At 53.7% G+C, this 26,126-nt stretch carries 22 protein-coding genes and 1 tRNA gene; 1 reads left to right on the top strand and 22 read right to left on the bottom strand.

Annotated features, from left to right (window positions below; all coding sequences use genetic code 11):
- Positions 1-194: 194 nt before the first annotated feature.
- Both HMPREF2981_RS02155 and HMPREF2981_RS02150 read right to left on the bottom strand, forming a co-directional pair.
- Positions 195-1,484, bottom strand: a complete 1,290-nt coding sequence (locus HMPREF2981_RS02155; RefSeq protein ID WP_070660461.1) for an MFS transporter — start codon at positions 1,482-1,484, stop codon at positions 195-197.
- Between the two features lie 260 nt (positions 1,485-1,744).
- Complete coding sequence (locus HMPREF2981_RS02150) at positions 1,745-2,983, bottom strand: alpha-hydroxy acid oxidase (protein ID WP_070553598.1); 1,239 nt, start codon at positions 2,981-2,983, stop codon at positions 1,745-1,747.
- A gap of 411 nt (positions 2,984-3,394) precedes the next feature.
- Here HMPREF2981_RS02150 and HMPREF2981_RS02145 point away from each other — a divergent pair, with 411 nt between their 5' ends.
- The gene (locus HMPREF2981_RS02145; RefSeq protein ID WP_048778413.1) at positions 3,395-4,078 is read left to right on the top strand and encodes a TetR/AcrR family transcriptional regulator; all 684 of its coding nucleotides are present in this window, start codon (positions 3,395-3,397) and stop codon (positions 4,076-4,078) included.
- A gap of 225 nt (positions 4,079-4,303) precedes the next feature.
- On the opposite strand, the gene HMPREF2981_RS02140 is transcribed toward HMPREF2981_RS02145, so the two are convergent.
- The 20 genes from HMPREF2981_RS02140 to HMPREF2981_RS02040 all read right to left on the bottom strand — a co-directional run bounded on the left by HMPREF2981_RS02140 (position 4,304) and on the right by HMPREF2981_RS02040 (position 24,622).
- Positions 4,304-6,472 (bottom strand): bifunctional copper resistance protein CopD/cytochrome c oxidase assembly protein, encoded by a 2,169-nt coding sequence (locus tag HMPREF2981_RS02140; RefSeq protein ID WP_070660459.1) that lies wholly within the window; start codon positions 6,470-6,472, stop codon positions 4,304-4,306.
- A 64-nt stretch (positions 6,473-6,536) separates the two neighbouring features.
- Positions 6,537-7,994 (bottom strand): Dyp-type peroxidase, encoded by a 1,458-nt coding sequence (locus HMPREF2981_RS02135; RefSeq protein WP_070660457.1) that lies wholly within the window; start codon positions 7,992-7,994, stop codon positions 6,537-6,539.
- Between the two features lie 170 nt (positions 7,995-8,164).
- Positions 8,165-8,956, bottom strand: a complete 792-nt coding sequence (locus HMPREF2981_RS02130; RefSeq protein ID WP_070660455.1) for a copper chaperone PCu(A)C — start codon at positions 8,954-8,956, stop codon at positions 8,165-8,167.
- 203 nt (positions 8,957-9,159) lie between these two features.
- On the bottom strand, positions 9,160-9,726 hold the full coding sequence (locus HMPREF2981_RS02125) for a copper resistance CopC family protein (protein WP_246825221.1): 567 nt from the start codon (positions 9,724-9,726) through the stop codon (positions 9,160-9,162).
- A gap of 133 nt (positions 9,727-9,859) precedes the next feature.
- Positions 9,860-10,639 (bottom strand): hypothetical protein, encoded by a 780-nt coding sequence (locus HMPREF2981_RS02120; protein ID WP_070660451.1) that lies wholly within the window; start codon positions 10,637-10,639, stop codon positions 9,860-9,862.
- A 249-nt stretch (positions 10,640-10,888) separates the two neighbouring features.
- On the bottom strand, positions 10,889-11,374 hold the full coding sequence (locus HMPREF2981_RS02115) for a hypothetical protein (RefSeq protein WP_048754492.1): 486 nt from the start codon (positions 11,372-11,374) through the stop codon (positions 10,889-10,891).
- 305 nt (positions 11,375-11,679) lie between these two features.
- Positions 11,680-12,570, bottom strand: coding sequence for a hypothetical protein (locus tag HMPREF2981_RS02110; protein WP_070660449.1), 891 nt, complete (start codon positions 12,568-12,570; stop codon positions 11,680-11,682).
- Between the two features lie 461 nt (positions 12,571-13,031).
- Entirely contained in the window at positions 13,032-13,673 is a 642-nt protein-coding gene (locus HMPREF2981_RS02105) for a hypothetical protein (RefSeq protein WP_070660448.1), read from the bottom strand.
- 346 nt (positions 13,674-14,019) lie between these two features.
- Complete coding sequence (locus HMPREF2981_RS02100; RefSeq protein ID WP_083313837.1) at positions 14,020-14,532, bottom strand: cell surface protein; 513 nt, start codon at positions 14,530-14,532, stop codon at positions 14,020-14,022.
- A 39-nt stretch (positions 14,533-14,571) separates the two neighbouring features.
- Complete coding sequence (locus HMPREF2981_RS02095; protein WP_141756654.1) at positions 14,572-15,414, bottom strand: hypothetical protein; 843 nt, start codon at positions 15,412-15,414, stop codon at positions 14,572-14,574.
- A 647-nt stretch (positions 15,415-16,061) separates the two neighbouring features.
- Positions 16,062-16,712, bottom strand: coding sequence for a hypothetical protein (locus HMPREF2981_RS02085; RefSeq protein WP_070660440.1), 651 nt, complete (start codon positions 16,710-16,712; stop codon positions 16,062-16,064).
- A gap of 358 nt (positions 16,713-17,070) precedes the next feature.
- On the bottom strand, positions 17,071-17,391 hold the full coding sequence (locus HMPREF2981_RS02080; protein WP_004005969.1) for an HU family DNA-binding protein: 321 nt from the start codon (positions 17,389-17,391) through the stop codon (positions 17,071-17,073).
- A 95-nt stretch (positions 17,392-17,486) separates the two neighbouring features.
- A complete protein-coding gene (gene rpsN, locus HMPREF2981_RS02075; RefSeq protein WP_004005968.1) occupies positions 17,487-17,792 on the bottom strand; it encodes a 30S ribosomal protein S14 in 306 nt (101 codons plus the stop codon).
- Positions 17,793-17,794: 2 nt separating this feature from the next.
- Positions 17,795-17,965, bottom strand: coding sequence for a 50S ribosomal protein L33 (gene rpmG, locus HMPREF2981_RS02070; RefSeq protein ID WP_004005967.1), 171 nt, complete (start codon positions 17,963-17,965; stop codon positions 17,795-17,797).
- 3 nt (positions 17,966-17,968) lie between these two features.
- Positions 17,969-18,205 (bottom strand): 50S ribosomal protein L28, encoded by a 237-nt coding sequence (gene rpmB / locus HMPREF2981_RS02065; protein WP_004005966.1) that lies wholly within the window; start codon positions 18,203-18,205, stop codon positions 17,969-17,971.
- 535 nt (positions 18,206-18,740) lie between these two features.
- Complete coding sequence (locus HMPREF2981_RS02060; protein ID WP_070520275.1) at positions 18,741-19,571, bottom strand: SGNH/GDSL hydrolase family protein; 831 nt, start codon at positions 19,569-19,571, stop codon at positions 18,741-18,743.
- Positions 19,572-19,764: 193 nt separating this feature from the next.
- The gene (locus tag HMPREF2981_RS02055; protein ID WP_070660436.1) at positions 19,765-20,601 is read right to left on the bottom strand and encodes an ABC transporter ATP-binding protein; all 837 of its coding nucleotides are present in this window, start codon (positions 20,599-20,601) and stop codon (positions 19,765-19,767) included.
- Between the two features lie 427 nt (positions 20,602-21,028).
- Entirely contained in the window at positions 21,029-23,185 is a 2,157-nt protein-coding gene (locus HMPREF2981_RS02050) for an acyltransferase family protein (RefSeq protein ID WP_048778370.1), read from the bottom strand.
- A 145-nt stretch (positions 23,186-23,330) separates the two neighbouring features.
- Positions 23,331-23,407 (bottom strand) — tRNA-Thr (locus HMPREF2981_RS02045).
- A gap of 321 nt (positions 23,408-23,728) precedes the next feature.
- Positions 23,729-24,622 carry a DsbA family protein gene (locus tag HMPREF2981_RS02040; protein WP_048778365.1) on the bottom strand — a complete coding sequence of 298 codons (894 nt, stop codon included), beginning with the start codon at positions 24,620-24,622 and terminating at the stop codon, positions 23,729-23,731.
- Positions 24,623-26,126: the final 1,504 nt, after the last annotated feature.

The following is a 26,126-nucleotide window of genomic DNA, read 5'->3' as shown; positions in this document are numbered from 1 at the left end:
CCCCGCTTAGCAGCAGGGTGCGCTCGTTTCACCCTATTATGCCAGCGGTGCGGGCGTGTTCACCGGGCGGTAAAAGTTTATGAACTCGTCCCGCAATACGCCGTCATATTCTGTCATAGAACCACGGTCCAATCGTCACGTTATCTGGCAATACTACTCCTCAGTAAGAAGAGAAAACATACAAATTCTGCTTTCTAAATTTCTTGGATACGGATCCGTAAAAGTTGTGGTCCTAAAATGATTAGCACCGCAAGTTCCCCCAGGCCTGCAACCCACAGAGCAGTTGAGATTGACACTGCTTCTGCAAGTGAAGAAATCATGAGAGCGCCTATCGGTAGGCTACTCATGATGCAGACACGGGCACTAGCATTTACACGTCCAAGCGCTTCAGCGGGAGTGATCTTTTGCCGTAAAGTTACGAGAGCTATATTCATGATTGGACTTCCGTACCCAATACAAAATTGTCCCAATAACAGACAGATCCATGACCATCCAGGAAAAATAGCGGCGGCTGTAAGAATCGATCCCACTGCCATCCACACCACGCCAATACCTACGCAGGCTCCCTCTTGAACTTTCTCCGACCATATACGGTAGCTAAGTGCACCACATAAAGCACCTATCCCTGCTAGCGATATAGCAACACCATATGCAGACGAATCTAATCCAAGGGTTCGCGTCACATATAGAACAAATAAGGCGCTTATTCCTGCCTCAAAAATATTAATGAAGGCACCCGATAGTACAACCAAACGAATAACAGGCGTGCGCCATACAAGTTTAAGACCAGCCATCATATCAGAAATAATACTGGGTGTATTCAGCGAACTTCTCTGTGAAATTGCCGATGGAACCCTGAAACGACCTGGTAGCAGTAGCAACACGATAAATGCAATGAGAAAAGTTACTGCATCCAAAGTAATTAGGTACTCTGGGCGGTAATGTGCTGCTAAAAATCCTCCCACAAGTGGTCCTATAAGCTGAGCCATTGAACGAATAAGCTCAAACCTGTTATTTGCTCTGTCAAGCATATTCCGGGGCACAATGTCGGGGACATAGGTCTGATAAGCAACATCGAAGAATACGTTACAGACCCCCATGCAGAATGAGATAACTACGAGAACTGTCACTGTGAGATTCTGCGTAAGCGCAAGAAGTGGGATCAACCCAATTAATCCGGCACGTGTGATATTACATACCACCATCATGGTCCAACGACTATGTCTATCAACAATTGCCCCGGCGATAAGTCCTATCAAGATAATGGGCAGCCACCCTACAGCGCTGACAACGCCTAGAGTTATTTCTCCTGCGCTAAGCGTTATCGCAACGATAAGAGGAATCATCACAGAAGAAATCTGAGTGCCGAAAAGTGAGAAGGACTCTCCAATAAGCACGGTAGTAAAGGAAGCAGGTAGCCTTGTGCGTGTGATATTCGCTGTAAAACCAGTATGAGGTTCCGGCACTGATTCAGAGGCTGCCATGAAGATACTCCTGAAGTTCAGATAACTGAGGAAATCAATTATAGATCCTCCGCATTAGTGCTCCGCTGAGTGAACATGGAAAAAATAATTACCTCATTATGACAAAGAGTACGTAGCCCTGAATCATATATTCATCTACAGGAAGCAACCTACATACTAAAAAGCCCTTGAGGTGAACGAAGTTTTAGAAACTCCGCCGTATTCACCTCAAGAGCCTTTTATCATCCCCTAGCGAAAGGGAAGTTATGCAGGTTTAGAACTTACGCCTTTGGGATCGGCTGCAGGCGGCGCAGCTGAGTTACGTGCTTGGGTTCAAGCTCGGCAATGTTGTGCACCTGGAGCAGCTTCATGGTGCGGCGCACCTCGTCGGAAAGAATCTCGATAGTCCGGTCCACGCCGCGGCGGCCACCGGCCATAAGCCCGTACAGGTAGGCGCGACCGACCAGAGTGAACTTCGCACCCAGCGCCATAGAGGCGACAATATCGGCACCGTTCATAATGCCGGTATCAACCATCACCTCGGTATCCATCCCCACTTCACGCACAACCTCCGGGAGCAGGTGGAAAGGTACGGGCGCACGGTCCAGCTGACGACCGCCGTGGTTCGAGAGCAGAATACCGTCCACACCCAGATCGGCGAGTTTCTTAGAGTCTTCGAGGTTCTGTACGCCCTTAATCACGATCTTGCCGGGCCACATTTCGCGGATAATCTTCAGGTCTTCATAGTTGATGGAGGGGTCCATCGCGTTATCCAGAAGCTCGCCCACGGTGCCGCCGGTCGAGGAAAGCGAGGCGAATTCCAGCTTGGGCGTGGTCAGGAAGTCGAACCACCACCAGGGGCGCGGAATTGCGTTCAGCAGGGTCTTCATCGTCAGATGCGGAGGAATAGAGAAACCGTTGCGCTTATCGCGGAGGCGAGCGCCAGCAACGGGTGTATCTACGGTGAAGAAGAGCGTATCGAATCCTGCCTTGGCGGCGCGTTCTACCAGTCCGTAGGAGATTTCGCGCTCGCGCATGACATACAGCTGGAACCAGAGGCGGCCGTTAGGGTCTGCGGCGCGCACATCCTCAATGCTGGTGGTGCCTAGAGTAGACAGGGTGAAGGGGATGCCCGCGGCACCTGCTGCACCGGCGCCAGCGATCTCACCCTCGGTCTGCATCAGGCGGGTGAAGCCGGTGGGAGCGATACCGAAAGGCATGGCGGATGTACCGCCTAAGACCTCGGTAGTGGTGTCTACGGTCGAAACATCAGTGAGCACGCCGGGGTGAAACTCGATATCCTCGAAGGCCTGGCGTGCACGATTCATGGAGAACTCGCCTTCGGCGGCGCCATCGGTATAGTCAAAAGCGGCGGCTGGGGTGCGGCGTTTGGCGATCTTGCGCAGATCATAGATGGTGAGGGCTTTTTCGAGGCGGTTCCCGGCGAAGTCCAGGCTGGGCTTCTTGAACGTCATAAATTCTTTGAGTTCGCTGGGCTTAGGGAACTGACGTTGTACCATGGGGCGCCTTCTTTCTGCGGGGTTGCCGCTTCATTGCTATACGAGGTTCAAAGCGTCATATACCGCGATATAACGCAAAAGTATGGTGTGTGTTCATTCACAGTTATGGTCGGACCACACAATGCCCGTAATCTTAAGCTAACCCATACTAATAAATAAGGCAAGGCTTGACTTATTAACCAGCGCCGAGTGCTACACACCGTTTTTGAGGCGGTTTTTCGGGGGAAGGACCCGCAAACCTTGCTCTCGCGACGCTGCGAGGGTAGTACATCTGTGACTTTTTGATCAGGTGACAAGAATTTTCATTCTTGTCTCACCCTGAGATACCGGGGCAAACTGCTATTTTTATTCCGCCTCGTAAAGACCTATTATCAGATATGAATATGCAATCACCGTGCAAGGAAACCAACCATGACCCAACCCAAAGCCCGCCGTGGACGTCCCCCAAGCCTAACCCGTGAGCAGATTGCCAAAACCGTTTTAGACGTAGGCTTTGCCAATCTCACGTTTGCCGCCGTTCGTGACCGTCTAGGGGTAGGGGAAACCACCCTATATCGCTACGCACCGGACCGCGACGAACTGGTACGTATGGGGCTTGAATATGCCTATTCCGGTATTGAGGTTCCTTCCTTTGAAGGTCCCTGGCGTGAGGTTCTGACTGCACACGCCCTCAATACCTGGCACAGCCTTGAGAAATACCCGGGCGCGGCAACCGAAGTGGCACGCGGCATCGTTCCCCCCATTGCTACATACTTTTTCGAAGAGCTTTGTGTGATTCTCATCAAACAAGGTTTTTCGGCAAAGAAGGCCGTTCTCACCTGCGATATGCTGCTGGATATGGTTATCGACAGCAGACGAAGCGTTGAACACAGCGATGCGTTTATTGCTGAAACCGGCGCTGGACGTGAAGAAATTCAGCACCAGATGCAGCGCAATTCAACCGACCTGCAGTCTTTCCAAGACCCAGGTGCTTCCGCCGAGCGTCAAGAGATTCGGACTATTCTGCGGGATTCGGTGACCTCGGATCCCTTAGAGTGGCTGCGGCATAAAATGACCATTCTGCTCGACGGCATCGAATACTCACTCAAGTCATAACGAACGGCTTCATCTGCCGATACCCTGTCTTATATGGCGTAGGGGCGCCCCTCTGGGGATCCCCTACGCCCTTTATTTTTACACCATGAGCATTTTCGGCAACGGCCGGGTTCAAAGGCTTTGTTGCGGGTACACCACACGCGGCCACCGGTGACAAAGCTTAACTACGAAGGTAGTTTGACCGCGTTCGCGAGGAGCTTGGAAGAGCGAATGATTGAGAGCCGTTTAGGAGCCGTGGCGCGCGTCCTCTTCATGCAGGCGCTCAAACATCTCGTTGTAGGCATTCAGTTCGGCATCCCCATCACGGTCGGCCTGCCGATCAATGCGTGCGGCAAGTTTCTTATCTGCCATAGACCATTGGAAACCCACTGCGATCGCCACGATCATGGTCGGGATTTCGCCGATACCCCACATGAGCGCGCCGCCCATCTTTTGATCATCCAACGCCGACAGACCCCAGGTGCGCCCCAAATTGCCGAACCAAGAAGCTTCCAGGAGCGCCTTGGAGTTCATGATCGATATGCCGACGAAGGCGTGGTACCCCAGGGTTGCGATCAGCATAATCAGGCGCATCGGGTACTCGGGGCGGTGCGGAATCGGGTCAATGCCGATAAGCACCAGCATAAAGATATAGCCCGTGAGCGTAAAGTGAATCATCATGAATTCGTGCCCGATATGATACCGCAGCATCACCCCGAAAAGCGGCGTGAAATAAACGATAATAATCGATCCCGCAAAGTTTATGGCGGCAAAAATGGGGTGTGTAACAACTTTCGACCACCCCGAATGCACGATGCGCACAATCCACTCACGAGGGCCTCGCGTACCGTCTTGGCGGGGTTCCAGCGCCTTAAGTAGCAGCGTTACGGGTGCGCCTAATACGAGCAGAATCGGCACGACCATCGTGAGCACCATATGCTCAAACATATGCACCGAAAACAGCACACGCGAATATACGGCGGGTGGACCGGAGGTGATGTAGTTCAGCACGAGCAGCCCTAACATCCAGGAGACAGCGCGCATCACGGGCCAAGAGTCACCCGCACGACGTACTTTCACGAACGCCCACAGATATACAATCGCCAAATACCCGAGCACGGCAACCCAGAACCAGTCCCAGCGCCACTCGGTGAACCAGCGCTGAAAATGCGGTTCGGGCGGCATATCGTACCAGGTGATAATGCGCACCGGCGTGGCATCCGGCGCGAGAGTTTCCGGAACCGGCGGCGGTGTACGTGAGAGCGAAGCCCCCAGTCCGGAGGCTGCCCCCATGATCACGAGCTCAGCAGAGATGGCGCTCCACAGGGCACGCGTGCCGCTCATCTTACCGGCAGAGAGCGCGGGAATCAGATAAAGCCGATGCGCTGCCCCGATTACCCCGAGCAGAAGCGTTAACCCCAGTTTAAGCAGCACAATCTTGCCGTAGTCGGTACCTAAATCCCGCCACGACGACATGCGCACCCCGGCGTTCGTAATACCCGAGAGCAGCACGAGAATGAACCCGATGAGGGCAAGCAGCGAGTAGCGGCGCAGTACCGCCTGGGCCATCGGCACGCGACGAGACGCCGCCGTGTGTTCGCCGCGGTGTGTCTCGACGATGGTGCCGGTGCCCGCATCCTTACCCGAAATACCGCGCGAGATAAACGCCAACGCGATCAGCCCACCGCACCAGATGCTCACCCCCAGCAGGTGCAATCCCAGGGAGTTGACGGCGCCCATATGGTCCTGCCCGCCCGAGGAATGCCCCGAAAGCGCCATATCCGCGATACCGACGAGCGAGACCATGAAGATGAAAAACAGTCCCATAAGCGAGCGCACCCCGAAACAAGCGGTGGCGACCACGGCGGCGACCACGACAGTCATACCTTTTTCTTTGCCCGCATCTAAGGTGGTGATATAGCTGATGAGTTCGCTGGCGTAATCGGTGCCAGAGCCAATGGGTCGCCCCGAAATATCGGCATAGGAAAGAATCAGGACGGCAAGTGCCGCAAGAGTCCACAGCACGGCGGAGGCGGCGGCAAGGTTCAGCACATCGGCAAACGGCTTGTACTCTTTATCGACAGCGTTTTTCGTGGTGCGTTTGCCTCGGTGTGTTCCGGCGGCATCGGCTGCATAGCGGGGAATAATGCCCATCGCGAAGATCAGCGCACCCATGGTCGTCGCCATCGAAAAATTATGAATAACCTCGGAAATAGGCAGCGCCCAGCGTACAAAACCGCCAGCATCGGCAAGCTCGGTCGCCGAGTTCGCCAGGGTTAGCCTTAACGAGACCAGCAGAGTCAGCAGACCGACCCCAACATAGGCGGTAATCCAGGGCGCGGACAGCCCGGGGCGCACGGCGGCGCGCTGAGGGTCAGCCTCGGTTTTCTGCGGTTGTGAAGACGTAGTAGCCATAGTTCTTTTTCATCTGTGGTGTGTGCGATGGTGCGTGTTAGGTATGCGCGTAAATCTTGGGCGGCTAGGCGAAGAGGCTTTCGCCGATATACCCGCCTTCCTCACGTACCCCGGCAGGAATTGCGAACACGGCTGATCCCACCGGAACCGTCCATGTGTTAAGCATATCCAGTTGTTCAAGCCGTTTCTGGATAGGCACAAACTGCGCCACCGGGTCTGCCTGGTAGGCCACGAAAATCAGCCCCGCATCCGAAATGCCGCCGCTGATCTGCCCGTGTTCTGAGAACCCGGAGGCGTTAAAGACCGGCTCGTCATAGTTATAGCCGCGCCGCAGGATGCGCTCCCACGGTTTCTTCTCAAGCTCGGTGCCGTGCGCCCGGCGAATATGCGCATACGGGGCGATGACCTCAAAGCCCAGATTATCGAGCTTATCAAAGTCGGGGTCATCAAATTCATCATTGCCGGTCAAGGGCGCGCCGTTAGAGAGCTTACGCCCGATAGCGTCTTCACGAGCGGGGGTATCGACCTCATCCCAAGTATCCAGATTCATGTGGATGCGCCTAATCACCACGGAGGTACCGCCCGGTTCCCAGGCCTGCGGGAAGTTCTGCTCAGCGTTCCCCTCGCCCCACACGATCTCGTGTGCCGACCCGCCGCCGCGCCCAGGTGTCTCGTGAGGGTCTTCGACCGGATTCACGGTGCCGTCTACCTGTCCGAAAAGATTACGCGGAGTGCCCTGACCGGTACCGAAGGCGCTCAGAAACCCCTCTTGCACCCAGCGGATACGCCCGAAGGAGCGGGTGTCTTTGGTGAGCATCCGCTGGGCATGCGAGACCGTCAGCAGATTATCCCCACAAATCTGCAGGAGCAGATCACCGCCGTTCCACTTCTGCTGCAGTTGGTCGATCTTCGGGAACGCTGGGAGAGGTTTAAGCCACGCCGGTTTTTTGGCGGGTGCCACAATATCAAAAATCTTTTCGCCAAACCCGAATGTGATAGTCAAATGTGCGGGAGCCTGCACAAGCTCAGGTTCCTGATCTGTCAGCGGAGTCTGCCCTGCAGTCAGAGCGGCCGCATCGGAGGTCAAAATCCTCAACAGACGCTGCACCCCGGGGGCTTCCAGCCCATCGTTCAGATCAAGAGCAATAAAACGCGCATGAGCCTGTGGCGGGGTCATAATCCCGGCTTGCTTATCGCCGTAAAAATTTACGGTTTGAGTGGTCAGCGCCTGCTGCGCGGATACGGTCTCGGGCGCACCAGTTTCATGCCCCGACGCTATTAGACCGCGCGCGCCAGCCCCAACGGCCACACCGGCGCCCACCCCCAGGAAAGCACCGGCGAGTGCTGTACGGCGACGCACCCCGGGAGATTCCACAGACCGGGCGCCTTGATGCCGTGAAGAGTCCGCAGCTGCCGATCCTTCAGCCATCCCGGCGGTACCCTCCTGCGGCTCGTTGGCCTCCGTCGAAGAAGGCTCATGCGGAGGCTGCGGGGTACCCATCTTGTCATTCTCCGCCGTCATAATCTTTCATTCCTCTATGCCTGCGGCTATCTCTCATGCGCGCTATCGGCGCTTCAGTTGAGTGAGGCAGGATGCACGGTGCCAGTCCCCCAAATGTTGCGGTTTCGTGCACCGCGCATCCTGCATAGGCTCGGCGGATGTGTTAAAACACCCGTTGCCGAGCGCTGCGGCTACTTACACTGCGGTTTTGCGGATGCACTCCCCGAGGCTTCGCCGCTCATATGGTCGTGGTCGCTGTGCTCACCGTGTTCGTGCGTACCATGTTCATGATCGGAGTGCTCGCCATCCCCATGATTATGCTCATGATCGGAGTGTTCACCATCCCCGTGACTATGCTCGTGGCCGTTATGAGAGTCACCCGAAGCTGATGCGGATGCGTCCGCCGAAGCTGAGCCGGTGGACTGCGCATCGCCCTGATATTCTTCCTTAGCGCCAGAGTAGTCGCGTGCCTCAGGCTTGAACTCCAGGGTTGCGCCGTCCTCAGTCTTGAGGGTTACCGTGGTGCTGGCACCCGCCGAGAGCGAGCAGTTCAGACCCATCAGCATAATGTGGTTGCCTCCGGGCTTCAACTCCAGGGTCTCCCCCGCTTTCACCGTGAATTCCTGCACCTGCTGCATCTTGGTGCTTCCGTTAGAGTCCTTAACCGTGGTGTGCAGCTGCACTTCATCGGTCGCAGTCGAGGTTGCGGAGACGACCTTCACATCGTGATCGCTGGTATTGGTAATCTTGCCGAAAACGCCGGTCATACCACCGTCGGTTGCCTTAGCCCAGGTGTTCTCAATCTTGATCGGGCCTGAAGACGACTGTGCCGAACCGCTTGCCGCTGCGCTGGAAGAGCTCGTTGCGGATGCGCTCGAATCAGAGTTCGTGTTGGTAGAGCCACAAGCGTTCAGGGTAAGAATCCCGGCGAGAGCTACGGAGCTCAAAGCCATCAGCTTGCGGTGAGCCTGAAATTTCTTCATGATCTTTTACTCTTTTCTGGCGGTAAAACCCGCCTATGTGTGCGAACAATTCTTCGGCAGGCACATGCGACAGTCGCGGCGTTCGATGTATTCTGCGACTTTTAATCGCGCGTGCCGCAATCTGCGGGAAGATCCCGATGCGACGCCTGCCAATGGGTGTGACGTCCGGAAGCTACCCAGTAACGTCACGAATGTACAAGGCATTATGCGGAACGTTTTTTGAGCAGGGCGAGAATCCCCACAGCCAGCACGACGAAGAAACCTACACCGCCGCCAATCAGCCACCAATTCACCCCGGAATCGGAATCTGACTTAGTGGAGTTCTGGGTATCAGCTGCGGCCTGCGAAGATTCGCCGGTGCCCGCATCCTGCGGGGATGCTGCGGCTTTACCAGCGCCAACGCTGAACGTGTAGGTTCCTTGAATAGGGTGCCCGTCCGAGGAGACTACGCGCCAGGTGACGGTATAGGTCTCGTCGGCGTTCGCATCCTTGATCTTGAGCGGCTGGGTGACGGTCGTTCCCTTCACCTGTGGTTCGCCTTCAGCTACGGATGCGCCGGTCGAATCGACCACGCGCACACGGTTTCCGCCCTCAATATTCATGAGGTTCGCGCTGTAGGTCAGGTTCAGCTCGGCAGGTGCCTGCGTCAAAGTTGCGTTCGCGGCGGGGTCGGAAGAAACCAGTTCGTCATGCGCCTGCGCTGCGGCACCGCCGAAAAGCATCAGGCTGGCGAGCAAAACCGCCGCCAGGGTACGCATCATGGTGCGCATATGTGTAAATCCTTTATCTGCATCGAATGCCCATGCCGTATGCACCTTCACACTCGGTTTTAGTCGAGGAAGGTGTATAACACTCACACAAGCCAGCCGGTGGGCAGACTCGTAGCACGGGCGATGGTTGGGGTTACGCGGGGTTTCCCAAGACTGCAGGCGGTCCTCGCTCCACGCGGGAGAACGCCAGCATCAGCCGACGAAGATAAACGGATATGACAAAACGTCCGTATATACGGGGAAAGACAGGAAGCGGTGCCAACACCGGAACGCGCAGAGCGGACTGCAAACGTGTATTCAGATAACAGTGTAAAGCCCACAACGCCTGCGCGAGGGCGCGTTCACCACGGTGCAAAAGTATAAGGCTTAGCAGGGCTGCAAGAGCGTGCACCCCAATCATAGTGCCGGTAGCGTGCTGGGCGACGGCGTGGCTGAGCCCATTCCCGTGTTCAAGGGCAAGGGGTGTTCCGGGCGCATGTGCATGACCGTGCGCGTGGTTTCCTTGCAGTGCCGCCACACGATGCGCCGCCTGAGCGGATCCGTGGGATAGGTTGAAAACACCGTGGAGCAGGGTTTGCACCGTGATGGCGCCTGCTGCGGTGCCCAGGTAGATGGCTCGCTGCCGTGAGCGCGTTATACGTTCGAGAAGCGCTAGAAGTCCCAGAGCGGCGAGCGCCCCTAACGCGGTGCAAAGCGCAAGAATCATCGGATGCGCGGCGCCGCCTCCGGCAAGAGTATGCCCCGCCGAGCCCAGCAGAACCGCAGATGCCGAGATAAGCCAGGCACGCATCACACGGGCGCCTCGCCTAGTAGCGGTTGCTGGCTGTACCTCATGCGGCGATGATTCCCGCTCGGCACAGTCTTTAACGGCGAGAAGGCGGGCATGGTGGCGCGTCTTTGCGCGTGTGTGCATGTTCCGCCCCCTCGCTCGTAGTCGTCATATACGGGCGTACCCGCAACCTGTCAATATCCCACATTCTACCGGTTTGTCAGCTGACCAGGTATTTCACGGCGAAGATGTGACATGTTCGGCTGGTTAACGTTTTGAACGCCGCAATGGCGCGCATCCTCACGTTCAAGGATGCGCGCCATATGCACAGGTACGCCGAAACTCGCCTGTTTCGGCGGCAGCATACCGCCGCAGAGGGGCGAATGCCTCAGGTTACTGCTTTTGCTGTTGCTGAGGCTGCTGTTGTCCCTGCTGAGGCTGCTGCTGTTGCTGCCCTTGCTGGGGCTGTTGTTGCTGTTGTTCCTCCGGCGGGTTATCCATACGGGCTCCACCTTCACTGCCGGGCTTCGTCTGCATGTGGCCACCGGTACCGCTCTCACCGGTCTGCATGTTGCCGCCAGCTGAAGGCTCTGAACCAGTGCCGCCGGATCCGCCGCCGTTCTCCATCTGTGAGCCGCCGCCAGAATTATTTTCTGCGCCTGAGCCGCCGCCAGCGCCACCGCCTGAACCGGAGTCGCCTGATGTGCCGCCGTTGTCCGTGGTCACGGATCCCTGCGAGGCTGATGAACTTGACGATGTAGATGCTGAGGATGAGCTTGAGGAGGAGTCACCACCAGAGCTGCCAGAGCCACATGCGCTCAGCGCCACCACGCCAGCAACAGCCAGGGACACAAAAACAGAAGTCTTCTTGGCGATCATACGCCTATCCTTTCTGCCGGTAATTGTTGGTTCAAACCCCACCCTCTCACACACCTAAAGTATTTTTCAGGGATTTATCCCAGGTACGGAGTGTTTTTATGCTATGAGCCGTAAATACATTGCATTTCCATAAATGTTTTCGAAATGGCGTGCATAAAATTATGTAGTTTAATTGCATATCCAACGGTTAAATTCCCCATCATATTTATATCTTCCGTATTTTTAGCAAAAAAATAAGGCGCGCACCCTCAAAAGCTAAGGATGCGCGCCAGATTACACAGCCGCCTCACGACCGCCCGCAGGTACTAGCCCGCAGTGGTCGGATTGAGAGGTGTTTTAGGAGTTGCCGCTCCTGGAGTATTGGGAACCACGGGAAGATCCGGCAGGTCGGTGGGTTTTTCGGACGTAGCCTGACCGTTAACCATCACGTTGTAGGCGCCGTTGTACTGCACAGCCGTCACCGTATTACCTTCGTTCTTAACCCAGGAGCCATCGATGCCCACCAGATCGGTGTGACCGTCGGAAGCGTCGGTCCTAGTCCAAGAGCCATCGTAGTAGACCGTAACCGTATCGCCGTCGGGTTCAGTAGCAGTCCAAGAGCCATCCTCCGAGACCAGAACGTATCCCTCAGAACCGGGAGCGCCATTGGCGCCACCACCCTGTGCGCCGCTACCGTCAGCGCCGGCAGCACCGCCGCCAGAGTTAGGAGCGTTGCCGCCCTGGGCGCCGCCGCCACCCTCAGCGCCAGAACCGTTCGCTCCGCCACCTGATCCGTCACCGCTGCCCGATTGTGCGCCGCCCTGAGCGCCGCCACCACCTTCAGCACCTGAGCCTCCACCGGAGCCGCCCTCGCTGCCTGATTGTGAGCCAGAATCGGAACCAGAATCAGATTTATTATCCGATCCTGTGCCGTCGCTAGATCCGCTACCAGACCCCTTCTCTGAGTCTGCACCGCCGCTAGCATCAGAACCAGCACTGGAGTTTGCCGAAGCATCGCCGCTGGCGCCACCGCTAGCGTTCGAGGAGTCTGAGCCGCCGGAAGCGGAAGAGTTTGCCGATGCGGAACCGGACGCCCCGCTTCCTGCGGAAGAACTTGAAGAGGAGCCGCTAGAGTTATCCGAACCGCAGGCACTCAGTGCCACCATGCCAGCAACAGCCAGGGAGACAAAAGCGGAAGTTTTCTTGTTGGCGATCATACGCCCATCCTTTCTGCCGGTGATTATTGATTGGCTTTCAACTCTCTCACACACTAACGGTATTTTTCAGGAATTTTCCCCTCTCTGTGGCTCTTTTTATGCTAAGAGCAATAAATAGACCCTTTAACGCATACTCATTTCTAACCCAAACAATTAACTGTATTTCCTTGTGTTATTAAAATTAATTAATATTTTAAAATATTTACCCTTCTCTTAGACCTCAGAAAACTTAGAGCATACCTTGCACTTATACAAGCGTCTCTTATGGTTTCGGGGTTTTTATTTTGCCGCCCTTTATCCACACACCAAAGCGGTGCGCATCCTTATCATAAGGATGCGCACCGCTTGAATTATCGCGCCGTATACCGTGATGCTACGTCCGGGTGGAGCCTTCTAGACCAGTAGTTACCGTAGCGCGTCAGAGGCAACGCACGGCATATCGGCTCTTTACATAGGATAATCTAGCCGGCAGTGGTTGGCTGAACCGGGGACTTAGGAGTTACAGCTTTAGAGTCGCTTGGCTTATTGGGCAGATCCGGAAGGCTTGGCTTCTTAGTGGACGGCTTGCCATCCTCCTGAACGGTGTAGCTGCCATCAGCGTTTACAGCTGTTACATCACGACCATCTATAACAGTCCATGAGCCATCGGAACTCACAGTGGTAATATCGCCATCAGTCTCGGTGCGAACCCATGAGCCGTCGGAAGCCACAACGACACTATCACCATCAGCTTCAGTGTAAGTCCACGACCCATCAGATACAACAGTATGCGAACCGGCCCCGCCGCCATTATTGCTAGTAGATGCGGATGCACTCGACCCCGAGCCGTTATCCGCTTGCATTCCGCCGTTAGTACCAGCAGATACCGTGGCATCGCCACTCTTCATCTGCATATTACCGTCAGCCCCAGCGGTAACAGAGGTATCACCATTATTCACAGTGACCGAACCGTCAGAGGCGGAGACCTTGGGAGTCGCAGATGCAGAAGCGGATGCCGATGAAGAGTTCGAAGCGTTATTGGAGTTATTGGCACCGCATGCGCTGAGGGCTACAACGCCTGCTACAGCTAGAGAAAGAAGGGCGGAAGTTTTCTTGGTGATCATGTGCGTAGTCTTTCTGATGATGAATTACTGTTCAGTACCCGAAAATTTCGCGTCACAAGACTGAAATTACAGGGGCTATACCCTGCCCGGAAATACCCTCATTCTACGGGATCTATCCATGTTGAGCCTATACAAACCTGTATTTAACCTAAGAAACTTAAATATCATATTAAGGTTTTATGTACCTATTGTAGACCCCGAATTTTCCCGGGAATAAAAGGGGATATACCCCCGTACCACAGGCTCTTATCGCAGGCAGATGAAAAGCCGAAGCGCCGCATCCTAGCCTTGTGAATGCGGCGCTTCGGTTCCTGAAAGTCCTCACGACAGAGGTCGCAGTCACAAACTATTGCAGAGCATACGAGGGCTCAACCGGGGTCTTAGGCGTTACCGCCTGAGGGTTTGCAGGTTTTTCAGGCGTCTGAGGAACCGTAGGTTTCGTAGTTCCGGGCTGCCCGCCTTTCTTCACAGTCGTGTAGCCACCATCCGCCTGCACCTTAGCCTGGGAGCCTTGCACTGTTCCCTGCTCTGCAATCTCGATTCGAGCTTTATGGGTCCATGACCCATCTGCCGACACCGCAGTTTCCTCGCCCATAATCCCGGTTTTAGTCCAAGAACCGTCAGCATTGACTTTCACCTGCAAACCATCATTGGACACATAAGACCATGAACCATCCGAGGAAACCTGTGTGGTTTGTTCCTCCATACTGCGTACCGTTACGGAGGGAAAAGGCTTAGGGGTTTTCGACACCGATGGAGAGGCGGCCGAACCGCTGGAGCTATGAGCAACGCAAGCGCTTAGCGTCAGAGCAGAAGCAAATGCTAGAGCAAGACTCGCTATAATTTTTACAGTTTTCACGTGTTTTCCCATCTCAGGGCAGAAAGTCAGCCGTTTTTATTACCCGCGCCCCTGCCAAACAGCGCGCTTAGGCTGTGCTGGACGAGCCGTCCCCCGTCCAGGATACGTGGGCGCTGGGGGTGTGTAGGACGAGATTCGCCACCCATTAGAGGAGTACCATTCGCCGTTATCGGTGACGCCGAATTCGCTTCCATTCGGATACTTTTGCACCCACGATCCGTCGTCGTACACACGAATTCGGGTTCCATCGGCATTCTTGCGTTTCCACGAGCCATCAGAATCAACTTTGATAGTGCTTCCATCCGCAGCGGTCTGAGACCACGAACCATCGCGGTTCACCTTGATACTAGAAGCACCGCCATTTCCCTTGTTGCCGGTAGATCCTTGCGAACCGCCATTTTTATTTGCGGATCCTGCTCCTCCCTGACCTCCAGAATTTCCCTGCTGCCCGGAGTTACTTCCACCAGAGCTGTCAGCTGGCTTCGCCGCTTCATCGACATGCTTATTCGCATCTGCACCACCAGCTGCCGCACTTTCCTCAGGAGAATTAGCAGCCGGAGATTCGGGGGCTGTTGCCGCATCCGTGAGCGTGGGAGCATTCACGGCCTCACCTGTAGTATTACTCTCGGCGGTTGAAGAGGGAGTAACATCCGCAGGCTCGGGGGTTGCGGTTTCAGTCGCCGTCGCGGAAGGGGATGAATTCGCCGAGGAACTGGGACTTGGAGACTTAGATTTCGTGGGGGAAGATTTTGAGCTTGAGGAGCTGCTGTTGGGCGATAATGTTACGGAGGAAGACGCCTCATTTGAGGAGCCGCAGGCGCTCAGGGCAAAAATACTCGCCACAGCCACCGATACAACGGCGTAGGTTCTCTTCATGCTCATTGCATTTCTTTCTATAAACCGGTGATGACATCCCGTTGCGACCACCCAGACGTTCAGCATGAGCGCACCACAGCACCGAAAAACATGGTGTTATAGCAATTCACACTGAAGAGCATCGTTGCGGGATAACTAGTCCTTCCGGAAGAAGGGATACATCTATTCTAAAGGTGTTCCGCTTCTTGAAGCTATCCATTAACACGTTTCTTGAAAAATATCACGTTAATTTCTGCGGGTACCCTCAAGAATATCTCAGGAAACACTTCAAAATCTCGGACGTGAAACTACGGATTAAACTTAATCAGCATTTTTATATACATTTTCTTTACGCTTACGAGATTTCTATATGAAGATCTTTATCCTCCCGACACACAAACCCCTGCCCCACAAGGTAAAACTTCATTCGCGCATCAAGAGGCATACGCTCAACGACAAGAAATGCCGGAACACAAGAAAGCTCAGCTTAGTAGACTATCACCCGAGCAGCCGACCGCAGAGATCTTTGTGCAAGGACCGTTTGATTTATAGATATTTTGAGAACAGGGTGAAATACTTATAAAATTTACATATAAAGTATTTAATAATACTTACACATATATATTTTTATAGTTATATGTTGTGTATACCAGTTTTCTACATAGAACCGCATCTTAACGCGGAGCTGCAGGGGCTACCGGAGTTGCCGCCTCCGGATTATTGGGTTTTCCAGGAATTGTAGGGGTTTCAGGCCGGTCTTCTTCATCCTCAACAATGCCGTTCTCGGAGACTGACCACGAACCGTCGGCGTTAACCGTGATAACCTCGCCGTCATGGTCGGTCTGGGTCCATGCGCCGCTTGCGCTCACTCTAATGACCTCGCCGTCGCTCTTAATAACTTCCCACGCGCCGCTCGTCTCAACGGTGATTTTATCGCCTTCGGAGTTCGTGTGGGTCCAGGAACCATTCACATTCACCTTGGGTTCGGTTGGAGATCCACCATTGTTACGTTGCGCGGGCGTATTGTTCCCGCCGGTTCCGGGCTGATTCTGATTAGTATCACCATTCACCGAGCCGCCAGCGGTATTTCCTCCTCCCCCATTACCCTGGGGCGCGTCGGGGGCATGAGAGGGATCTGACGAGGGGTTAGAGGTTGCCGAAGGTGAAGGTTCCGCAGCCGTACCATGTGTTGAGGGGGATGCAGTCACTGTCACCACGGCGGGAGTCACCGGATCCTGAGGTTCGGAGGATGCACACGCGCTCAACAGACCAAGCCCTGCAAGGGCTAACGGAAGAGCGCTATACTTTCTCGGTACGATGGTCACGGTATGTCTTTCTGAGTGTTTCTATGTCATAACAGGATATATTTTCAGGCTGCAACATTACTTACTACTATTTTAGCTAACCTGATTGAGACTTTTAGGTGACAAGGTGTTGCCCGCTTTTCTTGGGGCGAAAGGTATTACAGCGTAATGTTGCGATGCGTATGTTCAATGTGAAGTTCTTAGAAGAATAAGATTCCGTCCCCGGTAGTTTATCCCGTCCTGACAACCTTTTCAAACGGAGTTTGGTATCGGGCGTTATCACGAGGCAGAAGCTCTCAGATAGAGAAAACAAACCATAAACATAGGGGCTCCCACCGTGTGGTGGAAGCCCCTATCAGGTCCTAGAAGTCTCAAGAAGTTACTTCTTCTTCTTGGAGGTGGCCTTGGTGGCCTTCTTCTTGGTAGCGACTGCTGCCTTCAGCTTGGAGCCTGCGGTCAGCTTCACACCGTGACCAGCGGGAATCTGGATGGTTTCACCGGTCTGCGGGTTGCGACCGGTACGAGCTGCACGGTCGGTACGCTCGATAGCCAACCAGCCGGGGATGGTGATCTTCTCGCCCTTAGAGACGGAGGTCTCGAAAGCCTGGAACACTGCGTCGAGCACTGCGTTCACGGTTGCCTGGCTCTTGCCAGACTTCTCTGCTACCTCTGCAACAAGTTCGGTACGGTTCTTAGCCATTTGGGGTGCCCCTTCCTGAGACTTATCTTTTTCAGACTAAGTCGAGCTGCTTTTCACGAGGAAAAATAACTCGCCTAGGTACAAAATACCAGAAATTACCAGCTTGACTTAGTAATACCGGGCAATTCGCCACGGTGTGCCATCTCGCGGAAGCGTACGCGGGAGATACCAAACTTCTGGAAGGTACCGCGCGGACGACCGTCGATCTGGTCACGGTTGCGAACGCGGACGGGAGATGCGTTGCGGGGTAGCTTCTGCAAAGCTACACGTGCTGCTTCGCGCTCCTCGGGGGTAGCGTTCTCGTTCACCAGCGTCTTCTTCAGTTCTCGACGCTTCTCGTCGTAGCGAGCTACGATGACCTTGCGCTGCTCGTTACGAGCGATCTTTGACTTCTTAGCCATTCTTAGCGCTCCTCTCGGAAGTCAACGTGCTTGCGAACCACGGGATCGTACTTCTTTAGCACCATACGGTCAGGATTATTGCGGCGATTCTTACGGGTTACATAGGTGTACCCGGTGCCTGCAGTGGACTTGAGTTTGATAATAGGACGCAGGTCCTTAGCCTTGGATGCCATGTACTAGATCTTCTCCCCGCGTGCGATGATTTCTGCGACCACGGCATCGATGCCACGAGCATCGATAACCTTAATGCCCTTAGCGGACACGTTCAGGGTCACCTTACGGCGAAGCGAAGGAACCCAATAGGTCTTCTTCTGAACGTTCGGATCGAATCGACGCTTATTGCGGCGATGCGAGTGCGAAATGCTGTGTCCAAAGCCGGGAACAGCTCCGGTCACCTGGCAGACTGCTGCCATGTTTCACTCCTTATTGATTGACTTTTCTGACGGATGCGCAGTCGATGTTACTCGTACGTCCCGTCACCAATGTAGAAGCACCGGGTTATTCTCCGGGCTAGAGTGTTTGAGACCGGCATCTGGGTGAGATCCAGATGTCAATCCCCGCCGCGGGAAAAACGGTGAAGCATAATTTAGTGTCGAGAGGCGTTTCCACCACTACGAACAGCGTTAAATTCTAGGTAAATCCAGCAACTCACGCAAGCCTGCACGCCAGAAAATCCCCTTAAAAACCAAGGATTTTTTGGATTTTGAGGGGTAACCATTTGATACAGACTTCTTCCGGGCACGCCGAAAGGTCACGATAGAGTTACCCGCTTATTCTACCAGTTCTCGCTGTTTCCTCAAGTCACAAGGGAGTTTAAGGTAGTTCATGACGGAATTTTCGTCCCTTGTCGATATCCATGTGACAAACATCTAATTACATCAGTGAAATTTTAAATGTGAGATTAACATCTTAACTCGTACAGACCCGTATTTTACGGCATACGGCAGATTATTCTTCGAGTTCTACCGGCTCACCAAGGCCAGCGGCAGGAACCAAATTCGGGTACCTCGCGCTTAGTCCATCCCCCAAACTGCGCCCAGTCAGCTGCCGACCCATCCAAGGCAGAGCATGCGTTCTTACCCAATACGCACTCTCGGCAACTCTCTCACGCAGCGGCGGAGGCTCTTCTTCACCGGCGATAAGGTTCACGTCCTGCGCAAGATGCCCCAGCCCAAGCTGCGTCAGCACATGGTATGCAAAGCGCTGATGCCCCAACTCATTCATATGCAGGCGGTCGTCAGCCCACAGCCGCCAATCCAGAAAATCGTCCATACGCCAGTAATCGATAATGTGCACACCGTATTTATCCGCCACCGTGCGTAGAAGCTCGTTATACAGGGCGGTACGCGGGCGGGTCCGAGCAAAGGGTCCCTCTCCCTTCACGTCTAGGCCCGTAATCGTCAGAACCTCGATTCCTTCCGCGCGCAGAGCCGCAAAGGCTCGCTCTGCGTGCGAGATAATCTCATCTATATTCACGTTTAGGCTAATAATGTCGTTGCCGCCGCCGTAGAAGCTAACAAGGTTCGGTCTCAGTTCTAAGGCTGCCTCCAGTTGCTGATCGACAATCTGGTGCATCAAAAGCCCGCGGATCGCCAAGTTAGCGTACTGCGCCTGAGCATCGACTGAGCCGATAGCTTCCGCAACGCGATCTGCCCAGCCACGCACCTGGTTGGGGCGGTCGGTATCGACATCACCCACGCCTTCGGTAAACGAGTCGCCCATCGCCACATAACGCACAGGTTCGCCGTGCAGTCTGGCATTTTTATCGAGTTTGAGCATGGTAGGTACTTCCTAACTTTTGGTTTTATCTACCCGCCAGTATCCCATGAATAATATGTCTGTCTTAGGTATCGACCGCAGACATCCAGCTGCCTGCGGTTTCAGGCAAGGCAAACCAATCGTGCAGCAAACTCAAACATACCGTAACCGCGTTTTGTTCGGGTTTCTCGCTCCTGTTTTATTAAGTCTTATTTCACGGTTTCACGTCGTCCAGTATCTTCTGCGAAGCGTGCGCATACCGATGATGCGGCACCACCACCACGCTCCCGTCACTAAATGGATCGGTAACCTTGGCTTTGAGCCCAAAAATATCGTTAAGATTTCTGGAGGTCAGCACCTCGTGAGCAGATCCGCGACTGACAATTTGCCCGTCCTTCATGGCGATCAGATAGTCTGCAACGCGAGCGGCGAGATTCAGCTCGTGCAGCACCATAATCATGGTGGTGCCGCGTTCTTCGTTCAGGTCCGCCAGTAAATCCAGCAGCTCCACCTGATGCGCCAGGTCAAGGTACGTGGTCGGCTCATCCAACAGCAGAATATCGGTCTCCTGCGCAAGCGCCATCGCAATCCACACACGCTGGCGCTGACCGCCGGAAAGCTCGGTTACTTGGCGTTCGGCGAGCGACATCGTATCGGTGGCCTCTAGGGCCCAGGCTACCGCCTCATCATCTTCGGCGCTATTACGTTTGAAAAGCCCTTGATAGGGGTAGCGCCCCCGCGAAACCAAATCGGCAACAGTAATGCCTTCAGGCGCAATAGGATGCTGCGGCATAAGCCCGACCATGCGTGCGAACCCCTTCATGGAGTACTGATGCGTAGGCTTACCATCGAGCAAAAACTCGCCGTCAAGGGGATGCAAGAGTCGCGAAACACCCCGCAGAAGCGTGGATTTACCGCATCCGTTGGGGCCGATAATGGCGGTGACCTTGCCCTGCGGGAATTCTAAGCTCAGGTCTTTGACGATAGGCTGTGCGCCGTATCCTAGGCTCACGTTGTCTACGCGCAGAGTACGCTCAGTTACGGTTTTCATGATTTACCTTCCTTTCGGTTCTGCACGAGCAACCAGATAAGTATGAGGGTACTGAAGACGCCATAAAAATGCCTACAGAAATTTTATATGCCGGAATAGGTTTGCGGCTGCAGAATCAGCGCATACCACGATCACGGCACCTACTAACACCGGGCCTAAGAGTGTGTATCTTCCTGCGTATGAATGAAAGCTTTTTCATGTCCCGTGTGAAGACCTTAGCCAGAGAGTCCCTTCACCTTCAACGAGCACACGTCGTTCCTTCTCCCCTGCATGATCATGATACTTATATGATGTCTGCAAAATATGCACATGAAACTTCATCGCTGCATAGTAAACGTGCGGCGGCCGCCGTTCACCGAGGCTTCAGACGTACCGATGCCGCGCCTTCCGCTAAGAAGACACGGCATCGTATATTCTTGGCACGTGTTTAGAGCGAGAGCATGCCAGTGGGTATCCAGCCGCCCTTGGCGGCGCGTTCAAGCATAGTTTTCGCCATAGTACGCCCGTATGCCTTGCTCACATGGTTCTCGTCTATGTACACGTAGACGTTCCCAACAACCGGTTGGCACATTCCTTCCGGGCAGTACAGGTCAGTCATATCTACCAGCACCGCGCCCTTATCCTTGTATTTGTCAAAGACCTCTTGGGCGGGGTTCTTTTCAGCCAGTTTCTCAGAGACCGGGCGCGCGCAGGATTCCAGGTCGTCTCCCGCCTTCTGCGCACATTCATATACGTTGTAGTCGTACCGCGGGTTATCGCGCACACCGACCACCTGTATTCCAGCGTCCGTGAACTTCTTGACCGTTTCCTCCAGGGCCGGGTCGATGCGCTCCTCATTAGACCGCGCCTCCGCGATGGTTGCGATAATCACCACGGTCTGCGGCTTACGCTGCAGAATTTCTTCGGTAACGTCCCGGTTAAACTCGGCGCACTCGTTCGAGGATGATGCATCCTGCTGCGGATACTGGCATCCGCCCAAGAGGATCGACTGCATATTAACTTTGGACTGCTCGGCAACGGGTTTGAACATGGCCATTGCCTGTTCCGCGTGGGAGTTACCGACGACCATCATAAGCGGCGAATCATCTGTTCCGTTCTTCTGCGAAGAGCAGTACTTCTTAAGCGAGTCATGAGAGAGGGCAAAATTGCCTTCGCATTTGCCGTCGCTCAACATCTCGTATTGATTCTTCAAATCACCATTAGGGATAGGGTCGTCGTGCATGAGCGCCTGATCGGTGCCGATGGCGCGAGCACCTAGGTGATTATCGGTTGCAGTCTGGGTCTGCGTTTCTGCCTGAATACTCGCCTGAGTATTGGAGTAGTTCACCCACGCCTGCGCACCGGCAAGAGGTATTCCTGCCAGTAAAAAGGTTGCGGCCAGGAAGGCAAGCTGATCAGCCCATGTTTTGACCGCGAAAACCCTCTTAAACCGCAGTATTTTCATCAGCCAGGGAATGAAAGGGTCTTTACGGTAACGCAGCGGTTTCTCCACGAACTGGATCAGAACCCAAGCTAAGCCAATAGATACCGCAATAATGGCGGTTCCTTCAAGAAAGTTCACGTGGGGTTTCTCTACAGCGGTGCTGTACAAGATCAGGATGGGCCAGTGCACTAGGTACAGGGCGTAGGAGATATTGCCGAGACTCTGCAGAGGTTTAGAGACCAACCAGCGGTCTACGCCCCACCGACTGTTGGTACGGCCCGCCATAATGACGAGAGCACCTGAAACTACTGGATACAGCGCTAAGAATCCGGGAAAGGAGCGCTGCACGGGCAGGAAGGCGCCACAGGTCACAAGCCCAAAAACGCCGATCCACCCCATGATGACGCGCGCCTTCTCAGGGGCCTTCCATTTGAGGGTTACCATGGCGAGCAGCGTCCCGACAGCAAACTCCCAGAGACGGGTACGAGTATCGAAGTATGCGAACCCCTGGTTTGTCTCAGTTTCGATAATCGAAAACGTTAAAGATGCCACAAAGACCGTGTCGAAAACCAAAATGGTTGTCGTGAACAGATTCCAGCGGAAACGATGCACAAGGTATGCGACCAGCGCGAAGAGCAACGGCCACAGAATAAAAATCTGTCCCTGAATAGACAGCGACCAGAAGTGCTGGAACGGGGTTTTCGATGCTGCGTTTTGCGCATAGTAATCTACCGAGTTAAAAGCAAGATGCCAGTTCTGGTAATAGAAGAGGGATCCCTTCGCATCCGCGAGCATATCGGCCCAGCGGCTTGGCGATAGGATAAAAAATGATGCGATGGTCGTTCCCGCGATGGTTACGGTCGCTACCGGAAGCAAGCGTTGGAACACGTGTAGCCAGTATGTGAAGAGGTTAAGCGGCCTGCCCTCGTTGATTTTGCGCATACTCGAGAGTGAGAGCAGGAACGCCGAGATGAATAGAAAGACGTCCACGCCGCCGGATACCCTACCAAACCAGACATGGTATAGCACTACCAGGAGTACTGCGAATGCACGCAGACCCTGAATTTCGGGGCGGAATCCCCGAGTTTCAATAAAGTTTTCGAGGGGGTAAGAGTTTGAGGGTGATGATACAGTCGGGGTTTGCGCCGCTTGCTGATGCATTGCGGGTTGACCTGCTGCCATAATATCGCGTGTCCTGTGCTGCTCTGTAAATCGGTGTGTGTGGTCTCATATAATACTAACGACCTGTAAGGGGAAAGTCCCGATTCAACGCATCAGCTGCGTAACGCATGAATCAGGACTTTCGTGGAGCCCCCTACCGGATTCGAACCGGTGACCCTCGGTTTACAAGACCGATGCTCTGGCCAGCTGAGCTAAGGAGGCAACGTCTTCTAGTGTACAGCAAACGCACAGGTATGCTAATTCAAAAGTGGATGTTATGAAAGTTTATCGTGTTCACTGTTTTTATATGTGTCTGCTTAAACGCTATTTTCCCGTATCACTATACTTTTTGAGTCTTTTAGATTTCGAACTATGTTCATACGGCTCAGAAAATGTTAGACGACCGATGAACCTTAACAGAGATGCCCTCTCATGCAGAATCATGCATCGGAATCTTAGACTATTGTGTCAGTATCCTTTGAGGCTAAAGCATATAGAAGGATTCGCCCGCAAGCTTAGCGCTTGCGGGCGAATCCTTCTATATTACTGCTGCGGGTTATTATTATTCTTCTTGGCGTCGATCTTCCCCTGCAGGAAGCCAGTGAAGTCATTGCTGGTGTACTGTTCACCATCCACAAAAACGGTCGGGGTGCCTTCAATGCCGTTCTTAGAGGATTCTGCGGTCACAACATCCACGAGAGAACGCCACTTATTATCGTTCATATCCGAACCGATATTTGCACCGTATTTAGAGGCCATATCGGCGATCTGCTGGTTGTTCAGGTCGCCGGTTCCCTGGTGACTAAACAGTTCTTTCTGGAAGTCCAAGAATTTATCTGCACTCACCTGGTTAGCAACGGCGTATGCGGCATTAGCGGTACGTGCCGAGTACTGGGTGGGTGAATTCTGATCAAGGAAGGTCAGGTTACGGATTTCGAGTTCGATATTACCCTCTTGAACCTGTTTCTTCAGTTCCTCGCCGTACTGATCCTCAAACTCATGGCAGTGCACGCAATTGTAGTCCTGGAAGATCGTTACGCGCACCGGTTTGCCGTTCTTAGAGGCTTCATCTGCCGACTGAACGCCGAGTGGCAGCTTCTTGCCCGCCTGCGGGGTACCGTTCACCGAGGGGGTGTAGGAGGCGTTAGAGTCCCCTAGTTCCTTATAGTTACGGGTGTCTCGTGTTGAGGAGTTTTGGACGATTCCGTCCTTAGTCAGCACAATTCCGCCGTACTCATTCGAACTCGCAGGCACAGGACCCGATTCGGGTACTTTATTGTTCTGACCATTGATATAAACAAAGCCAATAACGAAAACAATAACAACGACTACGCCGAGTACTGTAAGTTGTATCCATCGACGGTTCATCGCGACATTGCCGCGTTTTGATTGTTTAGCCGCAATTTGGCGGGCCTTCTCGCGGGCGTCCTGGGACATTGCCTGCTCCTTTATCTTATGATCGACGCGGTGGATGCGCCTACCGCTAACCCGTTCTAGCCTACCGAAGGTTGTTGGTAGCTGCCAGTCATAGCCAGGTTTTCTACACTTTGTGTCGCGTTCTCACGCTCACAGCTTATTTTACGGGGCAACCACAGTCATCTGCGCTGACTATAAGTCGCACACGTACCGTTATAAGACTCGTTATTCTGCGGGATAGCATCTTAGGATAAACCTGGCGGTATGAGCAAAAGCAGACTCTGTGCCTTATAAATTGCCTCGTTCCCCTATTCTCTGGGTGACATTATGTATGTAAACCACACCTTTCCAGAGACCCCCGTTTATAGCTTATAAGTTCCACAGACAAGACCCTCATACTGCAAGACTGCGCTACCAAGGAAAAGGTCTAAGATAGCCTCGACCGCAGACCAAGTCAGAAGTCGAGATTAGCAATAAACCCCATATTTACTAGAACAGCTTCAACCAACGAGTTTCGCCCTAAGATTCCAGGGGATAATAGCATGCGATGACTCTACTACACTCAGCTTAGTTTCATCGGCGATGTCAATGTCTAATGCTGACAGTATCTTACTTGCTTAGCCACAATTTGACGAGCCTTATCACGGGCGCCTTGGGACATCGCCTATCCCTTTATCCTGTAGTCACCCCCTGTGCACTTAGCAGTTATCTACGTTGTGATCCAGCTGTTCTTCTTCACGAGCACCCTGCTAGTGGACAGTACTAGTGGACAAGCCTCGCAGTACTTTATGGCTACACACGCCGCAAGCAGTGTTCCTCAGCGAACTTCTAGCAGAGTATCGGCACCGGCAAAACCTCCAGAACCGCTATAGCTGTTCGAGTAATCATGCTCTACACTTCCGTCTTGCTCAGGGTTTTAGTGGGTAAGGGATACGGTGTAAGAGCTTCAGAATACGGCTTAACCCCACCCACGATTCAGGTTAGGAACATTAGAACAGACACACATTCTATTCCATAACCCAATTTTCTGTCTGCATAGACGATATAAGAACGACGCGGCTATGGTGATATATGCCATAATCTGCACCAAAGTAGATCCCGTCGAGCTGCACCTCGCAACAGGGTGAACGGGAGTATGAATACATGACGTCCCAGTACCGGCTTACATATACAGCTGGAATTAGCGGGTACTTTTCCGGGGCTTTACGTGTTGAAAGCTAATGCTGGTATTCCAGGCGATAAAAGCATAGCTATTTCCGTTGGGTGAGTTTGAGGTGTTGAATGGTTGTTAAGACCCGGCAGTTGGTGCATCGTTACCGGGTTTTCCTGTGCTGGTGGCACCCGTTTTTCGTCAAAGGTCCGTCACAGGTAGCGGGGGTTTTGAGGCCCATTCTTGGGTGCCGTACCGGAGTTAACACTAGTTGAGTGGTTAAGGCTGTCCCGGTATAGCCTACCAGGCCCAAACCGCACTTATAGTCAAGGGGATACTGCACCGGGTTGGGGTTGTTTGGTAAAACCACCGTTA

This window comes from Rothia sp. HMSC069C01, assembly GCF_001814655.1.
GTDB classification, from domain to species: domain Bacteria; phylum Actinomycetota; class Actinomycetes; order Actinomycetales; family Micrococcaceae; genus Rothia; species Rothia dentocariosa.
Note: the sequence above shows the minus strand (reverse complement) of the source record. Positions and strands in the feature narration are given on the sequence as shown.

Bases quoted from the DNA above. Each gene is read 5' to 3' on its own strand.
- HMPREF2981_RS02155 (WP_070660461.1), bottom strand. From the start codon at position 1,484: ATGGCAGCCTCTGAATCAGTGCCGGAACCTCATACTGGTTTTACAGCG.
- HMPREF2981_RS02150 (WP_070553598.1), bottom strand. From the start codon at position 2,983: ATGGTACAACGTCAGTTCCCTAAGCCCAGCGAACTCAAAGAATTTATG.
- HMPREF2981_RS02145 (WP_048778413.1), top strand. From the start codon at position 3,395: ATGACCCAACCCAAAGCCCGCCGTGGACGTCCCCCAAGCCTAACCCGT.
- HMPREF2981_RS02140 (WP_070660459.1), bottom strand. From the start codon at position 6,472: ATGGCTACTACGTCTTCACAACCGCAGAAAACCGAGGCTGACCCTCAG.
- HMPREF2981_RS02135 (WP_070660457.1), bottom strand. From the start codon at position 7,994: ATGACGGCGGAGAATGACAAGATGGGTACCCCGCAGCCTCCGCATGAG.
- HMPREF2981_RS02130 (WP_070660455.1), bottom strand. From the start codon at position 8,956: ATGAAGAAATTTCAGGCTCACCGCAAGCTGATGGCTTTGAGCTCCGTA.
- HMPREF2981_RS02125 (WP_246825221.1), bottom strand. From the start codon at position 9,726: ATGCGCACCATGATGCGTACCCTGGCGGCGGTTTTGCTCGCCAGCCTG.
- HMPREF2981_RS02120 (WP_070660451.1), bottom strand. From the start codon at position 10,639: ATGCACACACGCGCAAAGACGCGCCACCATGCCCGCCTTCTCGCCGTT.
- HMPREF2981_RS02115 (WP_048754492.1), bottom strand. From the start codon at position 11,374: ATGATCGCCAAGAAGACTTCTGTTTTTGTGTCCCTGGCTGTTGCTGGC.
- HMPREF2981_RS02110 (WP_070660449.1), bottom strand. From the start codon at position 12,570: ATGATCGCCAACAAGAAAACTTCCGCTTTTGTCTCCCTGGCTGTTGCT.
- HMPREF2981_RS02105 (WP_070660448.1), bottom strand. From the start codon at position 13,673: ATGATCACCAAGAAAACTTCCGCCCTTCTTTCTCTAGCTGTAGCAGGC.
- HMPREF2981_RS02095 (WP_141756654.1), bottom strand. From the start codon at position 15,414: ATGAGCATGAAGAGAACCTACGCCGTTGTATCGGTGGCTGTGGCGAGT.
- HMPREF2981_RS02080 (WP_004005969.1), bottom strand. From the start codon at position 17,391: ATGGCTAAGAACCGTACCGAACTTGTTGCAGAGGTAGCAGAGAAGTCT.
- rpsN (WP_004005968.1), bottom strand. From the start codon at position 17,792: ATGGCTAAGAAGTCAAAGATCGCTCGTAACGAGCAGCGCAAGGTCATC.
- rpmG (WP_004005967.1), bottom strand. From the start codon at position 17,965: ATGGCATCCAAGGCTAAGGACCTGCGTCCTATTATCAAACTCAAGTCC.
- rpmB (WP_004005966.1), bottom strand. From the start codon at position 18,205: ATGGCAGCAGTCTGCCAGGTGACCGGAGCTGTTCCCGGCTTTGGACAC.
- HMPREF2981_RS02060 (WP_070520275.1), bottom strand. From the start codon at position 19,571: ATGCTCAAACTCGATAAAAATGCCAGACTGCACGGCGAACCTGTGCGT.
- HMPREF2981_RS02055 (WP_070660436.1), bottom strand. From the start codon at position 20,601: ATGAAAACCGTAACTGAGCGTACTCTGCGCGTAGACAACGTGAGCCTA.
- HMPREF2981_RS02050 (WP_048778370.1), bottom strand. From the start codon at position 23,185: ATGCATCAGCAAGCGGCGCAAACCCCGACTGTATCATCACCCTCAAAC.
- HMPREF2981_RS02040 (WP_048778365.1), bottom strand. From the start codon at position 24,622: ATGTCCCAGGACGCCCGCGAGAAGGCCCGCCAAATTGCGGCTAAACAA.